Annotated in this window: 16 protein-coding genes and 1 pseudogene; 10 read left to right on the plus strand and 7 right to left on the minus strand. The window is 40.1% G+C overall.

Annotated features, from left to right (window positions below; all coding sequences use genetic code 11):
- Window positions 1-87: 87 nt before the first annotated feature.
- The 4 genes from FQT67_RS02820 to FQT67_RS02835 are packed head-to-tail and all read right to left on the minus strand — an operon-like array spanning window position 88 to window position 3059.
- Window positions 88-735, minus strand: a complete 648-nt coding sequence (locus FQT67_RS02820; RefSeq protein ID WP_046177436.1) for an amino acid ABC transporter permease — start codon at window positions 733-735, stop codon at window positions 88-90.
- 14 nt (window positions 736-749) lie between these two features.
- Window positions 750-1451 carry an amino acid ABC transporter permease gene (locus FQT67_RS02825; RefSeq protein ID WP_003057191.1) on the minus strand — a complete coding sequence of 234 codons (702 nt, stop codon included), beginning with the start codon at window positions 1449-1451 and terminating at the stop codon, window positions 750-752.
- 13 nt (window positions 1452-1464) lie between these two features.
- On the minus strand, window positions 1465-2265 hold the full coding sequence (locus FQT67_RS02830; protein WP_003057243.1) for a transporter substrate-binding domain-containing protein: 801 nt from the start codon (window positions 2263-2265) through the stop codon (window positions 1465-1467).
- Window positions 2265-3059 (minus strand): amino acid ABC transporter ATP-binding protein, encoded by a 795-nt coding sequence (locus FQT67_RS02835; RefSeq protein WP_003057217.1) that lies wholly within the window; start codon window positions 3057-3059, stop codon window positions 2265-2267. Before FQT67_RS02835 ends, FQT67_RS02830 begins: the two co-directional genes overlap by 1 nt.
- Window positions 3060-3317: 258 nt before the next feature.
- On the opposite strand from FQT67_RS02835, the gene yycF reads away from it, so the two are divergent.
- Genes yycF through FQT67_RS02850 form a run of 3 tightly spaced genes read left to right on the plus strand, consistent with a single transcriptional unit; the run spans window position 3318 to window position 6186 of the window.
- Window positions 3318-4028, plus strand: a complete 711-nt coding sequence (yycF, locus tag FQT67_RS02840; RefSeq protein WP_003049952.1) for a response regulator YycF — start codon at window positions 3318-3320, stop codon at window positions 4026-4028.
- Window positions 4021-5373, plus strand: coding sequence for a cell wall metabolism sensor histidine kinase VicK (gene vicK / locus FQT67_RS02845; RefSeq protein ID WP_003060939.1), 1353 nt, complete (start codon window positions 4021-4023; stop codon window positions 5371-5373). The genes yycF and vicK overlap by 8 nt, the downstream gene beginning before the upstream one ends.
- 3 nt (window positions 5374-5376) lie before the next feature.
- Window positions 5377-6186: an MBL fold metallo-hydrolase gene (locus tag FQT67_RS02850; protein WP_115256786.1), complete on the plus strand. Its 810-nt coding sequence runs from the start codon at window positions 5377-5379 to the stop codon at window positions 6184-6186.
- An 80-nt stretch (window positions 6187-6266) separates the two neighbouring features.
- Here the strand turns inward: FQT67_RS02850 and FQT67_RS02855 are convergent, their stop codons facing one another.
- Window positions 6267-7142 carry a helix-turn-helix transcriptional regulator gene (locus tag FQT67_RS02855; protein WP_046177434.1) on the minus strand — a complete coding sequence of 292 codons (876 nt, stop codon included), beginning with the start codon at window positions 7140-7142 and terminating at the stop codon, window positions 6267-6269.
- A 684-nt stretch (window positions 7143-7826) separates the two neighbouring features.
- Window positions 7827-8843 (minus strand): IS30 family transposase, encoded by a 1017-nt coding sequence (locus FQT67_RS02865; protein ID WP_143936365.1) that lies wholly within the window; start codon window positions 8841-8843, stop codon window positions 7827-7829.
- A 208-nt stretch (window positions 8844-9051) separates the two neighbouring features.
- Here FQT67_RS02865 and rnc point away from each other — a divergent pair, with 208 nt between their 5' ends.
- The 3 genes from rnc (at window position 9052) to FQT67_RS02880 (ending at window position 14160) form a co-directional block, all read left to right on the plus strand.
- Window positions 9052-9744 (plus strand): ribonuclease III, encoded by a 693-nt coding sequence (gene rnc / locus FQT67_RS02870; protein ID WP_003057240.1) that lies wholly within the window; start codon window positions 9052-9054, stop codon window positions 9742-9744.
- Window positions 9745-13290, plus strand: coding sequence for a chromosome segregation protein SMC (gene smc / locus FQT67_RS02875; protein WP_046177372.1), 3546 nt, complete (start codon window positions 9745-9747; stop codon window positions 13288-13290). It begins immediately after the preceding gene.
- Window positions 13291-13629: 339 nt separating this feature from the next.
- Window positions 13630-14160, plus strand: a complete 531-nt coding sequence (locus FQT67_RS02880) for a YSIRK-type signal peptide-containing protein (RefSeq protein ID WP_227986138.1) — start codon at window positions 13630-13632, stop codon at window positions 14158-14160.
- Window positions 14161-14318: 158 nt separating this feature from the next.
- Here the strand turns inward: FQT67_RS02880 and FQT67_RS02885 are convergent.
- Window positions 14319-14507, minus strand: a pseudogene (locus FQT67_RS02885) (IS3 family transposase); the annotation flags it as partial.
- Between the two features lie 5 nt (window positions 14508-14512).
- Here FQT67_RS02885 and FQT67_RS02890 point away from each other — a divergent pair.
- The 4 genes from FQT67_RS02890 (at window position 14513) to ftsY (ending at window position 18770) form a co-directional block, all read left to right on the plus strand.
- A complete protein-coding gene (locus tag FQT67_RS02890; RefSeq protein WP_046177371.1) occupies window positions 14513-15355 on the plus strand; it encodes an FIVAR domain-containing protein in 843 nt (280 codons plus the stop codon).
- Window positions 15356-15594: 239 nt separating this feature from the next.
- On the plus strand, window positions 15595-16392 hold the full coding sequence (locus tag FQT67_RS02895; protein ID WP_003053992.1) for a Cof-type HAD-IIB family hydrolase: 798 nt from the start codon (window positions 15595-15597) through the stop codon (window positions 16390-16392).
- A gap of 3 nt (window positions 16393-16395) precedes the next feature.
- Window positions 16396-17220, plus strand: coding sequence for a Cof-type HAD-IIB family hydrolase (locus tag FQT67_RS02900; RefSeq protein WP_046177370.1), 825 nt, complete (start codon window positions 16396-16398; stop codon window positions 17218-17220).
- A complete protein-coding gene (ftsY, locus tag FQT67_RS02905; RefSeq protein WP_046177369.1) occupies window positions 17220-18770 on the plus strand; it encodes a signal recognition particle-docking protein FtsY in 1551 nt (516 codons plus the stop codon). The genes FQT67_RS02900 and ftsY overlap by 1 nt, the downstream gene beginning before the upstream one ends.
- Window positions 18771-18831: the final 61 nt, after the last annotated feature.

The following is an 18831-nucleotide window of genomic DNA, read 5'->3' on the forward strand; positions in this document are numbered from 1 at the left end:
AAAAAGAAGAGTTTTTGACGTGACCCCAAAAGTTAGATTTGTTGTCAAACTTTTGGGGTGCAGTTCATTATCTCTTCTTTTTTATATTTAGTTGGCTTGAGCCCATTTTTTAGCCAGGGTTCTAGAGAACTGGGAAATGGACATATTAATTAGAAAATAAAGCCCGGCTACTATGCCATAGAGAAGAAAAACGTCCTTTGGTTCAAAATAGCGGCCCATTAAAATTTGACTATTGCCAAAGAGCTCTTGAATAGCAAGAACAGAGTAGAGCAAGGAAGTGTCTTTAATAACAGTGACAAACTGGGAAATAATCGCTGGGAGCATTTTCCGGAAAGCTTGGGGAAAAATAATTAAGCAGAACACCTGAAAATGGGTAAATCCTTGAGATAAACCAGCTTCCGTCTGCCCATGATTAACGGCATTTAACCCACCTCGAATGATTTCAGCTAGGGCAGCAGACGTAAAGACTGTAAAGGCAGTGATTCCCGCAGTGATGGATTCCATTTTAAACACTAAAAAAATGATAAAAATCCACAACAAATTGGGCACATTTCTGACAAATTCAATATAAATGCTAGCAATCAGACCAAGTGGCTTGGAGTGGCTATTACGCATCACCGCTAGAAGTGTTCCAAACAAGGTTGATAAGATAATAACGGCTAGAGAAATAAAGAGAGTTAGGCCCAACCCTCCTAGCAAGAAAAGGAGATTGGAGTAAGTTAATAAGGGTGACATACATGGTCTCCTTTCTAAAGAGAATAAGTTTCTTTGTTACGCTCTTCTTGTCGACGTCCAAAGATGGCGATAGGAAAGCAGAGAATAAAGTATAAAAAGGCAGCTCCTGCAAACGCGGGCACATAATAAGTCGTGTCATAAGCCCATACTTTAGCAGTAAACATAAGGTCTGCTCCTGAGATAATAGCAACGATAGAAGTGTTTTTGATTAGGTTAACGACTTGGTTTGTTAAAGGCGGTAAAATGGTTCTCACCGCCTGAGGGATGATAATCAGAGACATGGTTTGTAGACGCGTAAACCCTTGAGATAAGGCAGCTTCGGTTTGTCCTTTAGGAACAGCTTCGATACCAGAGCGGATGACTTCTGCAATGTAAGCCGCGTGATAAAGGCCTACACAACAGACGGTAGTCAGAAAAGCAGATGGCATGATGAAGCTTTTAGAGATGATAGCAAGACCATAATACATAAAGACGACTTGAACCAATAAGGGTGTGTTTTGATAAAATTCCACGTATACTCTTGCGATGACACGGTTTCCTTTTTGCTTAGCAGTGGAAAGACCACCTATTATCACACCGAGCACCATGGCTAACAAAAGCGCTGCTAAAGAAACGCCTAGTGTATAAAGGAATGCCTTAAGAAATAGTGGAAAGTTGTTAAAAAAAGCTGTCCACTGAGGTAAGGCAACTGAACTCGTAGTTGTTAATAAAGTCATGGCTTCTCCTTTCTTAGGGTTTTCTTGTGGCAGGTGTCAATCCATGCTTACGATAAATCTTAGCAAGGCTTCCATCTTTTTGCCATTGCTCAAGCAATTTATTGATATGGGTAATCAAGGCTTTGTTTGATTTTGTCGTAGCAACTCCGTAGGCTTGTTGATTAAACCCTTCGGTTAAGATAGTTGTTTTTTGATTGGTGTAACCTGATAAAATGGATTTATCCACACTAAAACTAGCGATGCGATTGGCGTACAGTGAGATGGCGAGTTCAGGATAAGAACCCAACTGGACAAATGAAAAGGATAAGTCGTGAGCTTTACCATATTCTTCAATAGCATTTTTAGTGGTTGATCCTTGGGCCACTCCAATTGTTTTTTGATCGAGCTCCTTAATGGATGTGATTGCATCGGATTTTTTGACTAAGAAACCAATTTCATCTAAATAATAAGGGTTAGAGAAGGCATATTGCTTTTGGCGTTCAGGTGTAATAGTATAAGTGGCAATAATCATATCTAACTGTTGATTATCTAGTAAGGCTTCTCGAGTTTGAGCAGTTACAGCAGTAAACTGAGGTTTAACGTTCAAAGCTTTAGCAATTTTTTTGGCAATATCAATTTCCATTCCTTCAAACTGACGGTGCTTAGGATGATAATACCCGAAATTAGGGACGTCTTGTTTGACACCGATACGGAGTTGACCTTTCTTAGTAATTTGTTTTAAGACGTTAGGGGTTGTCAACTCGCTTGCCTGGCTTAAACTAGGGCAAATCAGTGTCAGCAAAAAACAGATAACTAACAGAGAGTACTTTTTCATTAGCAAGCTCCTTTACCGTGTTTTTTCTGTTTTGTGGTGACTACAGAATCACTTGTATGGTTAATCATTTTGCTCAAAAATTGTTGGGCACGAGGTTCCTTAGGATGATTGAAAAAGCCTTCGACATCGGTAGTATCTTCTAATATTTCGCCGTCTGCCATGAAGATGATGCGATCGGCGACTTCTTTTGCAAATCCCATTTCGTGGGTTACCACAATCATGTTCATTCCTTCGGCAGCAAGGTTTTGCATGACTGCTAACACATCACCAATGGTTTCAGGATCAAGAGCAGAAGTAGGTTCATCGAAAAGGAGTAAATCAGGATTCATGGCCAATCCTCTGGCGATAGCAATCCGCTGTTTTTGCCCTCCTGAGAGCATTGACGGATAAGCATCTTTGCGATCCCACATGTTTACAAAGGTAAGGTATTTTTCCGCTGTTTTTTCCGCTTCCTCACGAGATACGTTTAAGACTTTCATCGGTGCTAATGTTATATTTTCTAACACCGTTTTGTGAGGATAGAGATTAAAATGTTGGAAAACCATCCCGACTTTTTGTCGAAGCGCTACCAATTCTTTCGAACCAGCATTGGCAACTTCAATGTTATTGACAACAAGGCTTCCAGTCTCAATGCTTTCAAGAGCATTTATGGTTCTAATTAAAGTCGATTTTCCAGATCCAGAGGGACCCAGTAGAACAACAACTTGTCCTCGTTCGATGGTGAGGTTAATATTTTTCAACGCATGGTATTCCCCATAGTATTTTTCCACAGACGTAAATGTAACAAGTGTCATGGCAATCTCCTTTGTGTTAAGTTTTCTTACATAAAAGTAAAAATAGTTTATCACAGCTTTCCTTAACTGTCAACATAATTAGAAAATGGAAAGGTCAGTAGGGAGATTTGAGAGAAAAGGGGTTGCCGTTGTCAATTAGATAGAATTTTTGATATAATCAGATAGAAATAGAGAGAGGAAGATAAGCTTGGAGGCCTCTGCTAAGGTTTAGAGACCTCCAACTGTAATGACGATTACAAAACTTTCTGAGGTATAAACATGAAAAAAATACTGATTGTGGATGATGAAAAACCGATTTCTGACATTATTAAGTTTAACTTGACAAAAGAAGGTTATGACATTGTGACCGCTTTTGATGGCCGTGAAGCTGTTACCGTGTTTGAAGACGAAAAACCGGATTTAATTATTCTTGATTTGATGTTACCGGAATTGGACGGTCTTGAAGTGGCCAAAGAAATCCGTAAAACCAGTCATGTGCCGATTATTATGCTGTCGGCTAAGGATAGTGAGTTTGACAAGGTCATTGGCCTTGAAATTGGGGCAGATGATTATGTTACCAAACCTTTTTCAAATCGTGAACTATTAGCGCGTGTCAAGGCTCATTTACGTCGAACAGAAACGATCGAAACAGCCGTAGCAGAGGAAAATGCTTCTTCAGGTTCACAAGAGTTAACCATTGGTAATTTACAAATTTTACCAGATGCTTTTGTGGCTAAAAAACATGGCAAAGAAGTGGAATTAACCCATCGTGAATTTGAATTATTACACCACCTGGCCAATCATATGGGTCAAGTGATGACACGAGAGCACTTGCTTGAGACGGTTTGGGGCTATGATTACTTTGGCGATGTCCGTACTGTTGACGTGACGGTTCGTCGTCTGCGTGAAAAAATTGAAGACACACCAAGCCGTCCCGAATATATTTTAACGAGACGCGGTGTTGGGTACTACATGAAATCTTATGACTAGAGATATCATTGGAAACTTATCCGCTTTTGAATTAGCGATTCTCTTATTACTTGTTTTTGTTGCCTTTTATTTTATTCACTTAGCGGTGCGTGATTACCGAAATGCCCGTATTATTCGAATGATGAGCCATAAAATCAGAGACCTGATTAATGGCCGTTATACCGACATGATTAACGAAAAGGCTGACATTGAATTGATGGAACTGGCAGATCAGTTAAACGATCTCTCAGACGTGTTTCGCTTAACCCATGAGAATCTTGCCCAGGAAAAAAATCGCTTGGCCAGCATTCTGGCCTATATGTCAGATGGCGTACTTGCCACAGACCGTTCTGGGAAAATCATCATGATTAACGAGACTGCCCGCAAGCAGCTCAATTTGACCAAGGAGCAGGCCCTTGAAAAGAACATTACCGATTTGTTGGAGGGAGATACCCCCTATACCTATCGTGAATTGGTTTCCAAAACGCCTGTTGTGACGGTCAATAGTCGCAATGACATGGGTGAGTTTGTGACATTACGTTTACGCTTCGCCTTAAACAGACGAGAAAGTGGTTTTATTTCTGGTTTGGTTGTGGTGCTCCATGACACTACAGAACAGGAAAAGGAAGAACGTGAACGCCGGTTGTTTGTTTCTAATGTGAGTCATGAGTTGAGAACACCTTTGACATCGGTGAAATCCTACTTGGAGGCTCTTGACGAAGGTGCCATCAAGGAAGATATTGCCCCAAGTTTTATCAAGGTTTCTCTTGATGAAACCAATCGGATGATGCGTATGATTTCCGATCTTTTAAACTTGTCTCGCATTGATAACCAAGTAACTCAGTTATCTGTCGAGATGACCAATTTTACAGCTTTTATGACATCTATCCTGAACCGATTTGACCTAGTTAAAAACCAGCACACCGGTACTGGCAAGGTTTATGAAATTGTGAGAGACTATCCGATTACCTCTGTTTGGCTGGAAATTGATAATGATAAGATGACGCAGGTTATTGAAAATATCCTAAACAACGCGATTAAATACTCTCCTGATGGTGGGAAAATCACTGTTCGCATGAAAACAACCGACACGCAATTGATTATTTCCATCTCAGACCAAGGCTTAGGCATTCCGAAGAAGGATCTGCCCCTTATTTTTGACCGTTTTTACCGTGTGGACAAGGCAAGAAGCCGTGCTCAAGGTGGAACTGGTCTAGGGCTTGCCATTGCCAAAGAAATTATTAAGCAGCATCACGGGTTTATTTGGGCGAAGAGTGATTATGGCAAAGGATCAACCTTTACCATCGTCTTGCCATATGAAAAAGATGCTGCCATTTACGAAGAGTGGGAGGATGACATAGATTAATTAATGATTGAAAGTGGTTTTAAATACAGTATTTTAGCATCCGGATCCACAGGCAATTGTTTTTATTTAGAAACACCTAAAAAGCGATTATTAATTGACGCGGGGTTGACTGGTAAGAAAATCACCAGTCTCCTTGCTGAAATTGACCGCAAGCCTGAAGATTTAGATGCTATTTTGATTACACATGAACATTCAGATCATATCAAAGGAGTGGGAGTGATGGCTCGCAAGTACCATTTGGATGTTTATGCCAACGAAAAAACATGGCAGTTGATGGATGAGCGTAATATGCTCGGGAAGCTTGATGCCTCCCAAAAACATATTTTCCAAAGAGATAAGATGTTGACCTTTGGAGATGTTGACATTGAAAGTTTTGGCGTTAGTCACGATGCGGTTGATCCTCAGTTTTACCGCATTATGAAGGACAACAAATCGTTTGTGATGCTGACTGATACAGGTTATGTCAGTGACCGAATGACAGGTATTATTGAAAATGCAGATGGCTACTTGATTGAGTCCAATCATGACATTGAAATTTTACGGTCGGGTTCTTACCCTTGGAGTTTAAAACAACGCATTTTGTCAGACATGGGCCATTTGTCAAATGAAGATGGCGCTGGAGCTATGATTAGAAGTTTAGGGCATAAGACCAAAAAAATCTATTTGGGCCATTTGAGTAAAGAAAATAACATCAAAGAGTTGGCTCACATGACCATGGTGAACCAATTAGCCATGGCAGATTTAGCGGTAGGTACAGACTTTACTGTTCATGACACTTGCCCAGACACAGCTTGTCCTTTGACGGATATTTAAGAAAAAATGCTAAAATAAAAAAGAATACGAAAAGTAGCCCTGATTGGTAATATACCAGTCAGGGCTACTTTTTTGATGACTTAAAGAGTATTGTTTTTAGAATTTAACTCTTTGATATAGTTTTCTATTTGAAGGTAGGTCAATTCGTTCCCGTAGACTCTACATAAATCGCGAGCTTCCAAGTAATATTCCATCACTTTATCAGTGTCTAAAAAGGATTGGCTCCCGTTTCCAACTAAAATAAGGAGGGCTGCTAACTGGTAGCTCGTTTTATGAGTTTTACAACAGTCAATAGTTTCCATAGCAATTTGAATGGCTTCAAGGTTTTGGTTTTTCGATAATAAATGATGCGCATAGTTATAACGTGTTCGAATGTATCCAAAGAGAATTTCCTGAGAATCAAAGTCTTTGGTAGCATACAGCTGAATAAGTTTTTGATAGTTTATGGCATAGTTATCATCTTGCCCCACTAATGAGTAAAAGTTAGCCAATGTATTGAGGGTTTTTAAATAAATCGAATGCTTTTTATTGATGGTAGTGATGCTGTCTTCTAATAAAGCAATAGCTTTTTGGGAGTCATTATCATTATAAAATGAAATAAGTGATTGAATCCAAGTTAAGTAAGACATGTCATCCACTGTTAAAAAGGAGTGTTTTTCTTTTTCAAGATTGTAGAGGTACTCTAAATCTTTATAATTTCGATCTTCAAGTAACTTAGAGGATAAAGAAATGAACTCCTTTAAATTAGAAGTTGCATCTACCTCGTCATCAAAGAAATAGTCCATTGTAACCTTGAGCCTATCCGCCAGTTGATGTAAGAGAAGAGCAGTTGGCATCAAAGAGCCTCTTTCTATTTTACTAATTTGACTTTGTTCACAAATGCCGTCAGCGAGTTCAGATTGCGACATACCGTATTCTTTTCGTTTGCTTTTCAATTTATCTGCAATAGTAATCATAACTGTAATACCTTTCAAAGCAAGTTAAATTACTCATGATTGAGTATATATTATCTATTATACAGCTTATTAAATGATATTGACAACATCTAAAAAGTCATATCATAATAAAAATAATAAAAAAGTATAAAATGACTATATTGTATTGACTTATTAATAGTTAAGTTTTAAAATGATGTAAAAGAAAGTTATGTTCTAATCAAATGTTTATTATATTAGATTACTGTTTTTATGAGTATTTTTGGGTTTAGGATTCATTTATCGAGTTTAAGCCCAACATGAAAATTCGAGAAATTATTGCGACTGAAATCGGAATAAGGTAATTGATACAATAGAATACGAAGAAAGCCTTGGAATAAGCTTGTTTTAGAGAAATTGAAGTTTTATTGATAAGTCATGTAATTTATGAATTTTTAAAATTTAGTATAATGTTAATATAATTGGTAATCGTTAAAATATACAAAATCGTTAGTGTATATTTGTAAATTGATGTTTTAAATCAATTGAGTAAGAATGGAGGAGGCAAATAATGTCCAGAAAATCTTTTGATGAATGCTACTGTACCTCAATGAATGATATTGCAACTCTGGATTATATAGTTGATTTTGTAGAAAGTCATGATGGTAAGTTAGGTAATTATGAGGGTTCAATGTTCTGTCCAGAGTGTAGATCTGCAGAACTAAGTTATGTACATAAAACTTCTAAAAAAAGAGCGTTTTTAAGAAGAAAGCTAAATTTCAAGTTGAAGTTAGCCAGTTTTAACATTTCTACTGGCGACTTGTAGTTGAAGAGTCGTTTAGGATAATGATTGATCCAATGTTCAATAGCAGCGACTTCTTTAGGGATCGTTGTTTTGGTGCCTTTAGGGAGCCATCTGCGAATCAGGCGATTATGGTTTTCGTTAGTGCCTCTCTCCCATGACGCATAGGGATGGGCATAGTAGATGTCACTTGCTGGAAAGACATCTGATAAGCGAGAAAATTCTGTCCCGTTGTCTGCTGTGATAGAGTTGACGGTGTAGTCTTTTAGAATCCCCGTAAGAGCTTCATTGACGGCTTGAGCAGACTTATCCGGTATTAATCGAATCAGCTGATGACGTGTTTTCCTGTCCGTTAGGGTGAGTAAGCATTGATTTTTAGCCCTCGTCAGAATGACTGTATCAATCTCATAATGCCCAGCTTCAAGACGCTGGTTAATGCTATCTGGGCGTTGTTCAATACTCTTTCCTGCGGGTTTAAAATAAGGACTGGCATGTTTTCTAGCCTGCTTAGCCTTTCTCGGATAAAGCATAGCCTCCTTACCAAGACTTAATTTCCCATGATGAATCCAGTAATAGATGGTAGATACAGGGACTTGAACTCTCTTAGCTTTAACTATCATCTCAGGGGAATAGTTCTGACGCATGTAGTGTTCAATAGCCGCCCTATCTTGCTTACGCTGTCTAATGGGTCTAACAGAACGCTTGCGATTTTCTTGATAGACCAACTGAGCATGTTGAGCAGAATAAACGGCTTCAAACTTTCCTTTACGAACCTGTTGCCTAACCAATCCTCGCTTGATTTCATTATGAATGGTCTGGGGGGCCTTACCTAGTAAGCGAGCAATTTCACGATTAGAGCGACCTTCCAGCTTCCAGCGTTGAATTTGCCGACGCTCATGGATTGTCAATTGTTTGCCTTTTGGTGTATAATAATCTTGCATCTTTTTGAGTTTCCTTGTGTTTGTGGTGAACTACAAGTATACCTCTTAGAGGTGCTTTTTTCATACCTAAAAAGTGGCTAAGTTCATTTTAGAAGTTTTCGGGTATTTAAGATTTTTAATAAATTACGAAAAATCCATTTAGAACCAGTTTTCTAGGTGGATTTTTGGTATACTAATAAGGTCTATGACAAAATGAAAGGGGTTTTTTATGAAAAAGCTTGAAGAGTTACTAGCAGCGTCTTTTGACATTTGTTTTGAAGACCACACCTTATTAGAAACGGCCTTTACCCATACATCCTATGCCAATGAGCATCGCCTCCTAAACATTTCACATAATGAACGTTTGGAATTTTTAGGAGACGCTGTTCTGCAATTAATCATCTCAGAATATTTATTTGCCAAATACCCTAAAAAAACAGAAGGTGACATGTCTAAACTACGTTCTATGATTGTTCGTGAGGAGAGTTTGGCTGGTTTTTCACGTTTTTGTTCCTTTGATACCTATATCAAACTTGGGAAAGGCGAGGAGAAATCTGGTGGCCGCAATCGTGATACTATTTTGGGAGACTTATTTGAAGCTTTTTTAGGCGCTCTTCTCCTAGATAAAGGGGTTGATGAAGTTCGTCGTTTCTTGCAGCAGGTCATGATTCCACAAGTTGAGAAAGGGAATTTTGAAAAGGTCAAAGACTATAAGACCTGCCTTCAAGAACTCCTGCAGTCAAAGGGAGACATTGCTATAGATTACCAAGTAATCAGTGAGAAAGGCCCTGCCCATGCTAAACAGTTTGAAGTGGCTGTCTTTGTCAATGAAGAGGTTCTTAGTAAGGGGTTGGGCAAGTCTAAAAAAATGGCAGAGCAAGATGCTGCTAAAAATGCCCTAGTCCAACTGAGTGAGGTCTAAATGTTTTTAAAAGAAATTGAAATGCAAGGCTTTAAGTCCTTTGCAGACAAGACTAAAATTGAGTTTGATAAGGGAGTGACCGCGGTGGTTGGTCCAAATGGATCAGGCAAAAGCAATATCACAGAAAGCCTACGTTGGGCCTTAGGTGAATCAAGTGCTAAAAGTCTCCGTGGTGGCAAAATGCCTGATGTTATCTTTGCAGGGACTGAAAATCGGAGCCCCTTAAACTATGCTCAGGTAGCAGTGGTTCTTGATAACTCTGACCACTTCATTAAAGAGGCCAAAGAAGTGATTCGGATTGAAAGGCATATCTACCGTAATGGGGATAGTGATTACTTGATTGATGGTCGTAAAGTACGACTTCGTGATATCCATGATTTGTTTATGGATACAGGGCTTGGTCGTGATTCTTTCTCTATTATTTCCCAAGGGCGTGTTGAGGAAATTTTTAACAGTAAGCCAGAAGAAAGACGAGCTATTTTTGAAGAGGCAGCGGGCGTTCTAAAATACAAGACCCGCAAAAAAGAAACACAAAGCAAACTGAACCAAACACAGGATAATCTGGACCGTCTTGATGATATTATTTACGAGTTAGACAACCAGCTCGTTCCTCTGGAAAAGCAAGCCAAGGTGGCTCAGAAGTTCCTTGATTTAGATGCTAGCCGAAAACAATTGCAACTTGATATCTTAGTAACAGATATTGCGCTTGATCAAGCGAAGCAAAGTGACGACAGAGCTGCTTTAGAAAGCGTGAAGCAAGATTTAGCTACTTATTATGCCAATCGTCAGAGCATGGAAGCAGATTATCAACAGCTCAAGCAAAAGCGTCAATCGCTTAGTCATGAGTCTGATCAAACTCAAACGAATTTGTTAGAATTGACCAAGTTGATTTCTGATTTGGAAAAACAAATTGAATTGATCAAGCTAGAAAGTAGCCAAAAAGCAGAAAAAAAGGCAGAAGCCAAGCAGCGGCTGGATCAGTTACAAGACCAGCTACAAGGTTTTAAAGCGGAAGAAAGCCAACGTGCTGAGCATTTGAAAGCCCTCGATCAGCAACTGGAAGATGTGGCTGACCATTTAGTGAGCTTGACTCAAGAATTGGACCGCTTTTCAAGTGATCCAGATCAATTGATTGAACAATTGCGTGAAGAATTTGTAGGCTTGATGCAACAAGAAGCAGAACTTTCCAATCAACTAACAGCCTTAAAAGCACAACTGGAAAAAGAAAATCAAGATCGCCAAAATCAGGCTCAAGAATATCAAGACCTTATCGCCAAGACTGATAGTCTCACTCAGGCTTGTCAAGAAGCAGAAGAAGGTTACAAGGCCCAAAGTGAGCAGGTCAAAACGCTACTTCAAAGTTATCAAACCAGTGAGCAAGACATTAACCATTTGGAAGGCCGATATCGAGCAGAACAGAGCCGGCTATTTGATTTACTAGATCAGAAAAAAGCTAAGGAAGCCAGACAAGCCAGTCTGGAAGCTATTCAGAGGAGTCATAGCCAATTTTATGCCGGTGTTAGAGCTGTGCTTCAAGCTGCCAAACAACTTGGTGGGATTTTAGGGGCAGTTAGTGAGCACCTTTCCTTTGATACAGACTATCAAACGGCTCTTGAGGTTGCTCTTGGAGCTAGCAGCCAACACATTATTGTGGCAGATGAAGCTGCTGCCAAAAGAGCTATTGCCTACTTGAAAAAGAATCGACAGGGCCGAGCGACCTTCTTACCATTGACCACTATTAAGGCACGTTCCTTATCAGAAAATCACCAACGCCAATTGGCCACTTGTGACGGTTATTTAGGCACTGCTGAGTCCCTTGTACGCTACGATGTCAAGCTGTCAGCAATTGTTCAAAACTTATTAGCCAGCACCGCTATTTTTGAAACCATCGATCAAGCCAATCATGCCGCACGTCTACTTGGTTATAAGGTGAGAATTGTTACCCTAGATGGCACAGAATTGCGTCCGGGTGGGTCTTTTTCTGGCGGTGCTAATCGACAGAATAACACCACCTTTATCAAGCCAGAGTTAGAACAAGTTAGCAGGGATTTAGCGCAACTGAACGAACAACTCAGAGCGGCTGAGAAAGATGTCGCTGCTTTACAGAGTGATGTAGCGGTCAAAAAAGAAGAATTAGCTCAACTAAAACTGTCTGGCGAGCAAGCACGCTTAGCTGAACAAAAAGCTCAGATGGCTTACCAGCAGCTAAAAGAAAAACAAGATGATTCGCAGGCCTTGTTGCAGGCGCTTAGTGAACGTCAGGAAAATACTTCGGATCATGCTTTGATAGCAGAGCAAAGCCGTATCGAAGATGCTCTGGTTAGGATTACCAAGAAGAAGGCTGATTTGACCCATGATATTAGTGATATCAAGGAAAACAAGGACTTAATCAAGCAAAAGACGGACCAGCTTAGCCAAGCCCTGTCTCAGCGCCGTTTGGAGGAAAGAGATCTGCTCAATGAGAAGAAATTTGAGCAGACCAATCAATCTCGTCTAAAAGCACAATTACAGCAATGTCAGCAAGACATCACCAATCTTGAGAGTATCTTGAGCAGTCATGTTAGCCAAGATAGCATCCAACAATTGCCGCAGTGGGAAGAACAATTACAGGATGCTTTACAGCATAAGACGGCATCGCAAGAGCGCTTAGTCCAATTACGATTTGAAATAGAGGACTATGAGGCTCGATTAGAAGAATTGGCAGAGCAGATGACCAAAGAAGGTGAGAAGAACGAGGCCTTTATTCGTCGTCAAACTCAATTAGAAGCTAGCCTAGAACAGGTTGCAAATCGATTGCGTACCTATGCTAAAAGTCTATCAGAAGATTTTCAAATGTCTTTGGAAGAAGCAAAGCTGGCTGCCAACAGTATCGAACAATTGCCAGCTGCCAGAGAAGAACTTCAGAGCTTACAAAAAGCTATACGCGCATTAGGACCCATTAATAGTGAAGCCATTGCCCAGTATGAAGAAGTGCATGAGCGCTTGACTTTCCTAAATGGTCAAAAAGCTGACCTTATGAAGGCTAAAAATCTCTTGTTGGAAACAATTGGCAGCATGGATAGTGAAGTAAAAGCACGCTTCAAAGTCACCTTTGAAGCTATTCGAGATAGTTTTAAGGAAACTTTTACCCAGATGTTTGGTGGGGGTTCTGCAGATTTGGTCTTAACGGAAACAGACCTCTTATCTGCTGGTGTGGAGATCTCTGTCCAACCACCTGGTAAGAAAATCCAATCTCTTAATCTAATGTCGGGTGGGGAAAAAGCCTTGTCTGCACTTGCCTTGTTATTTGCCATTATCCGTGTTAAAACCATTCCTTTTGTCATTCTGGACGAGGTAGAAGCTGCACTAGATGAAGCCAATGTTAAACGCTTTGGTGATTACTTGAATCGCTTTGACAAGGACAGTCAGTTTATTGTCGTGACCCATCGTAAAGGAACAATGGCTGCAGCTGATAGTATTTATGGGATTACTATGCAGGAGTCGGGGGTATCTAAGGTCGTTTCTGTGAAACTGAAAGATTCTCAAAACCTGACTTACTTGTCATAACAATGATTACCTTAAGTTAATAGTACCCAGCTAAGAGGGCTAGGCACCATCATTTTAAAAGAAAGATACCTTTGAGCGAACTAGGAAATTGCTCAAAGGTATCTTTTTTCTTAGTTTAAGAGTGAAGAATAGAGTAGGTTATGAGTGAGGATAGTTTCTTGTGATATTGAGAAGGTTTCTCTTTAGGAATTTTAGGGACGTCATATCTTATTAGTTAAGGTTAATAATGCTATCCTTTTTTAGAACAGAATGATTTTTAGGAATTAATTTTCAGAAAATTGCATAAAGTTTTTATTTTTTTATGTTTTAATAAGTTTATTACAACTAAAGGAGTTTTTTATGAACACAAAACAACGTTTTTCTCTCCGTAAATATAAAATAGGCGCTGTGTCTGTTTTGTTGGGAACCCTACTTTTCATGGGTGGCGTTACAACTACCTCAGCAGATGCCGTTACAAACGACAGTTCAGTCGCAAGCCTTGTTCAGTCAGCTTCTGCCCAAGAAGCCCCCTCCTCTCCCATTGCAGCAATTGTTAAAGAAGAAGCCTCCGTTGCAACCGTTCAAGCTATGCCTTCTAGCACTGATACAGACGCTCAGGGAGGGGTGACGTCTACCACTAGTAACATGGCAGAAACTCCTAGCTCCAGTGAGCCTTTGGCAGAAGAAGTAAATCGTCTGGCCGTTGGTGAAAAAGAGGCTACTCCTCAAAACATCGACAGTAATGAGATTATTAGCATTCCTCACGTTTGGGATAGTGGTTATAAAGGTCAAGGAACTGTTGTGGCTGTGATTGATTCAGGGCTTGATAGTCAGCATGACGTGCTTCAATTGTCGTTAGTCAAGCAAAGTATCACTCTCAAGAAGAATTAGAAGCAGCTAAGCAAAAAGCAGGGATTACTTATGGCCAATGGTATAACAATAAGGTTATTTTTGGGTATAACTACGTGGATGTCAATACAGACCTAAAAGAAGCTGTGGACTAATGTCAAATAAGTAGACAGAAAACCGTGTTATTTTATTGCGTTAAACTAATTTTCTTCTTTCTGATTAGGGGTTAGTCCTAGATTAGCCGTATGTGGGTTGTAATTGTTATAAAAATTCTCAATGTATTCAAAGCAGTCTAATTGAACCTGTTTGATATTTTGATACTTTTTTCGGTTGATTTGTCTATGCTTTAAATACTTGAAAAATGCTTCCGTTACGGCATTATCATAAGGATTGGATGTCTACTTTTATAGTATACATCCAGGTCATTGATCAAGCTGTTGCGACGTTAGTAAAAGCTCGTCAAGCCCTAAATGGCAAAGTAACAAATCTAACTGCCTTGAGTAATGAAATTCTTGAAGAAGCTAATGTGATAGCCAGCCAATCCTTTACAAATGCTAATCCATTGAACAGGGAAACCTATCAAAACCAACTGGCAGTTGCTAAAGCATTACTTCAAAAAGCCAAGGTGAGTCAGGAAGAAGTGGAGCAGGCTCTGGCAGCTCTGCTCACTGCCAAAGAGCATGTGTTAGGGCATCAGACAGATTACACTGCTCTCCGTCAAATGGTGACCAAAGCATCGGTTCTCAAACAAACCGCAGCCAAGTATCAAATGGCAAGCCAGTCTAGCAAAGAAGCTTACGACAACTTGTTGACAGCTGCTCAAAACCTCTTGGAAACTCAAGGAGCTACTCAAGCAGAAGTGGATGCCCTTCTGGCTCAAATTAAGGCAGCAGAGAAAGCTTTAGATGGGCAAGGAAATCTGTCTTCTCAAGAAAACACTCATTCCCCACAAGAACAGCTGTTACCAGAAGAATCACAAGAAGCCCCACCTCATTCTATGTTGCTGGGTCAAAAAGACTTACGAGAAAGCGAGGTTGCTCAGAAGCGTGCCCAAAGGGTCTTTGCCTTGCTCAACGAGCCTCAAACGCCACTCGCTCGAGCTGTGGCAAATAGCAACAAGAAGCTAGAACACTTACCACAGACAGGTGATAAATCTCCTCAATTATTACTGATTAGTTTAGGTTTTGCCAGCCTGTTAATGGTTATCCCACTAGCTTACATACGCTCTAAGAACTAATACAAACGCTTGGTTTATCTCAGTTAAGTCACTTAAAAAGCATGGCTTCGTTTTCCGTTGAGGAAAGCGAACTCATGCTTTTTTGAGTTAGTTCTGGTTACTCTTTTCGACAAGATGGTAGCTCAGACAATATCAAAAAAGAAGTGGTTTAAGGCCTGTCTTAGCCCCTAGTTGCCCTATTTTTGGTCTTCTATGTTATAATAAAAGGACATGACTCAAAAGAAATAGTAGGAAATAACATGATTAAATTAATAGCAACAGATATGGATGGTACCTTCTTAGCTGAAGATGGGACATACGATCAAGCGAGATTAGCTGCGCTATTACCAAAACTAACAGAAAAAGGAATAGTCTTTACCGTTTCGAGTGGCCGCTCGCTCTTGGCCATTGATCAGCTGTTTGAACCTTTTTTGGATCAGATTGCTGTGATAGCTGAAAATGGCTCTGTTGTTCAGTACCAAGGCGAGGTGCTCTTTGCAGATGTGATGACCCAAGAGCAGTATGCAGAAGTTGCAGAAAAGATTTTGGCTAATCCACATTATCTTGAAACAGGTATGGTCTTTTCTGGGCAGAAGGCAGCCTATGTTTTAAAGGGAGCAAGCCAAGAGTACATTCAAAAAACTAAACACTACTACGCCAATGTTAAAGTTGTTGATGGCTTTGAAGATATGGAAAATGATACCATTTTTAAAGTTTCTACCAACTTTACAGGCGATACGGTCTTGGAAGGTAGTGATTGGTTAAATCAGGCCTTGCCTTATGCTACTGCAGTGACAACAGGCTTTGATTCTATTGATATCATCTTAAAAGAGGTTAATAAAGGTTTCGGAATGGATCACCTTTGCCTAGCTTTAGGGATTGAGCCTTCAGAAACCATTGCTTTTGGAGATAATTTTAACGATTATCAAATGTTGGAATTTGCTGGTAAAGCTATTGCTACGGAGAATGCAAGACCCGAAATTAAAGCGATTTCAGATCAAGTCATTGGACACTGCAATGACGGAGCAGTATTAACGTATTTAGAAGGATTAGTGTAAAGCATGGATATTAAGATTTTGGCGCTTGATTTAGATGGCACTCTATACAACACGGAAAAAATTGTGACGGATGCTAATAAAGAAGCACTTGCCGCTGCTAGAGAAAAAGGGGTTAAGGTAGTTATTACAACAGGTCGTCCCCTTAGGGCCATTGGTAATCTTTTAGAAGAATTAAATCTCCTAGATGAAGAGGATTACAGTATCACCTTTAATGGTGGACTGATTCAGCGTAACACAGGGGAAATTTTGAATAAACGTTCTCTTAATTTTGATCAGATTTACCAGATTCAAAAGGCTCTGGAGGCGGTTGGATTACCAACCGATATTATCAGTGATGGAGATGTGTATAGCATTCCTAGTAAAGATGGTCGGCATTCTCAATACTGCTTAGCTAATCCTATGTTAAATTTTATTGAGGTAAGTTCTGTTGACGACTTGCCAACAGATATTTTTTATAATAAGATTGTAACAGTAACAGATTCAGACTTTTTGGATCAGCAGATTGCCAAATTGTCACCACGTTTATTTGAAGATTTTGAAGCTTTTAAATCACGAGATATTATTTTTGAAATCATGCCAAACGGTATTGACAAGGCATTTGGATTAAAGTTGCTTTGTGAACATCTCGGACTTGACGCTAAACATGTTATGGCCATGGGAGATGAAGCGAATGATTTTAGCATGTTGGAATGGGCAGGCCTTGGAGTGGCTATGGCCAACGGCGTTTCAGGAGCTAAAGCAGCTGCTGATGCGGTGACAACCTTGACCAATGATGAGTCTGGTGTCGCAGAAGCTGTCAAAAGATTTATTTTAGATGAGGAGAACTAATGGGATTATTTGATCGTTTATTTGGGAAAAAAGAAACCCAACAAGTGACCGAAACCAAACCAGAAGAAGAACTTTTGGAAACATCAGCTAAAGAAGAGGCTGTTTCGACAACCAGTGAGCAAGATCAGCCAGACCTCACGCTGTCACAAGACGACGCTCCGGCAGTTTTTACTCTAGAAGAACAAGCTTCCAAAGACAGTTTAGAAGCATCGCAACAGCGTGAAGAAAAACTTGTTGAAAGCACAGCAGTTTCTCCAGCAGATTCTGCTAGCATGGTCGGTGACAAAGATGCCCTTACGTCAAGTCCATTCGGTCAAGCTACTGTATCAGATACAGAAGAAATCAAGGAACAGCCGATTGTAGACCAATTTCCAGTGGAACAAACTCAAGATGCTGATTCAGCTAATTTCACGGAAGAGGATGAAACAAGTGTTTCAGAAGAACCAACCAGTAGCCAACAATTTATGGAGGACTATTACCGTCGTAAGGCTGCTCTTGAAAAAAGCCTTCAAGAAAAAGCAGCGGCAACGGTTCCAGTGATGCCAGAAGAAGTTCCACAAGAAAATCAGGTCTCTACCTCAGCAGAAGCTTCTCAAAACAAGGCAACCTACGATACCATTCCTGAGACAGATCAAGAAAAATACAAGCGTAGCTTGAAAAAAACGCGGACTGGCTTCTCAGCTCGTCTGAACAGTTTCTTTGCCAATTTCAGGCGAGTGGATGAAGAATTCTTTGAAGACTTGGAAGAAATGCTAATTTTATCAGATGTCGGTGTACATGTGGCGACAACTTTGACAGAGGAGTTGCGTTATGAAGCCAAACTGGAAAATGCGAAAAAACCAGATGCCTTGAAACGCGTGATTGTGGAAAAATTGGTGGACATCTATGAGAAAGATGGACAATATAATGAAGCTATTAATTATCAAGATGGCCTGACCGTCATGTTGTTTGTAGGGGTTAACGGGGTTGGTAAAACGACTTCAATCGGGAAGCTGGCTTACCGTTACAAACAAGAAGGTAAAAAAGTCATGTTGGTGGCAGCAGATACCTTCCGAGCAGGGGCTGTGGCTCAGCTAGTCGAATGGGGACGCCGAGTAGATGTGCCAGTCATTACTGGCCCTGAAAAGGCTGATCCAGCGTCTGTTGTTTTTGACGGGATGGAAAAAGCTGTGGCAGAAGGTGCAGATATTCTTCTGATTGACACGGCTGGTCGTTTGCAAAACAAAGAAAATCTCATGGCAGAGCTGGAAAAAATGGGTCGTATCATTAAGCGCGTGATACCAGATGCCCCTCATGAAACGCTCTTGGCCTTAGATGCTTCAACAGGTCAAAATGCGCTTAGCCAAGCCAAGGAATTTTCAAAAATAACACCTTTAACAGGTTTGATTCTAACGAAAATTGATGGAACTGCCAAAGGTGGGGTGGTCTTAGCCATCCGTCAAGAATTGGATATTCCAGTGAAGTTTATCGGTTTTGGTGAAAAAATGGATGATATTGGAGAATTCCATTCAGAAGACTTTATGAAAGGGCTTTTGGAAGGGATCATATAACAGCAAAAGGTCAGTCTAGACATAGCTAGGCTGACCTTTTTAAGTTGTTTGAGATATAGAG

Origin of the sequence: Streptococcus sp. NCTC 11567, from assembly GCF_902141215.1 — a bacterium.
Classification (GTDB): domain Bacteria; phylum Bacillota; class Bacilli; order Lactobacillales; family Streptococcaceae; genus Streptococcus; species Streptococcus dysgalactiae.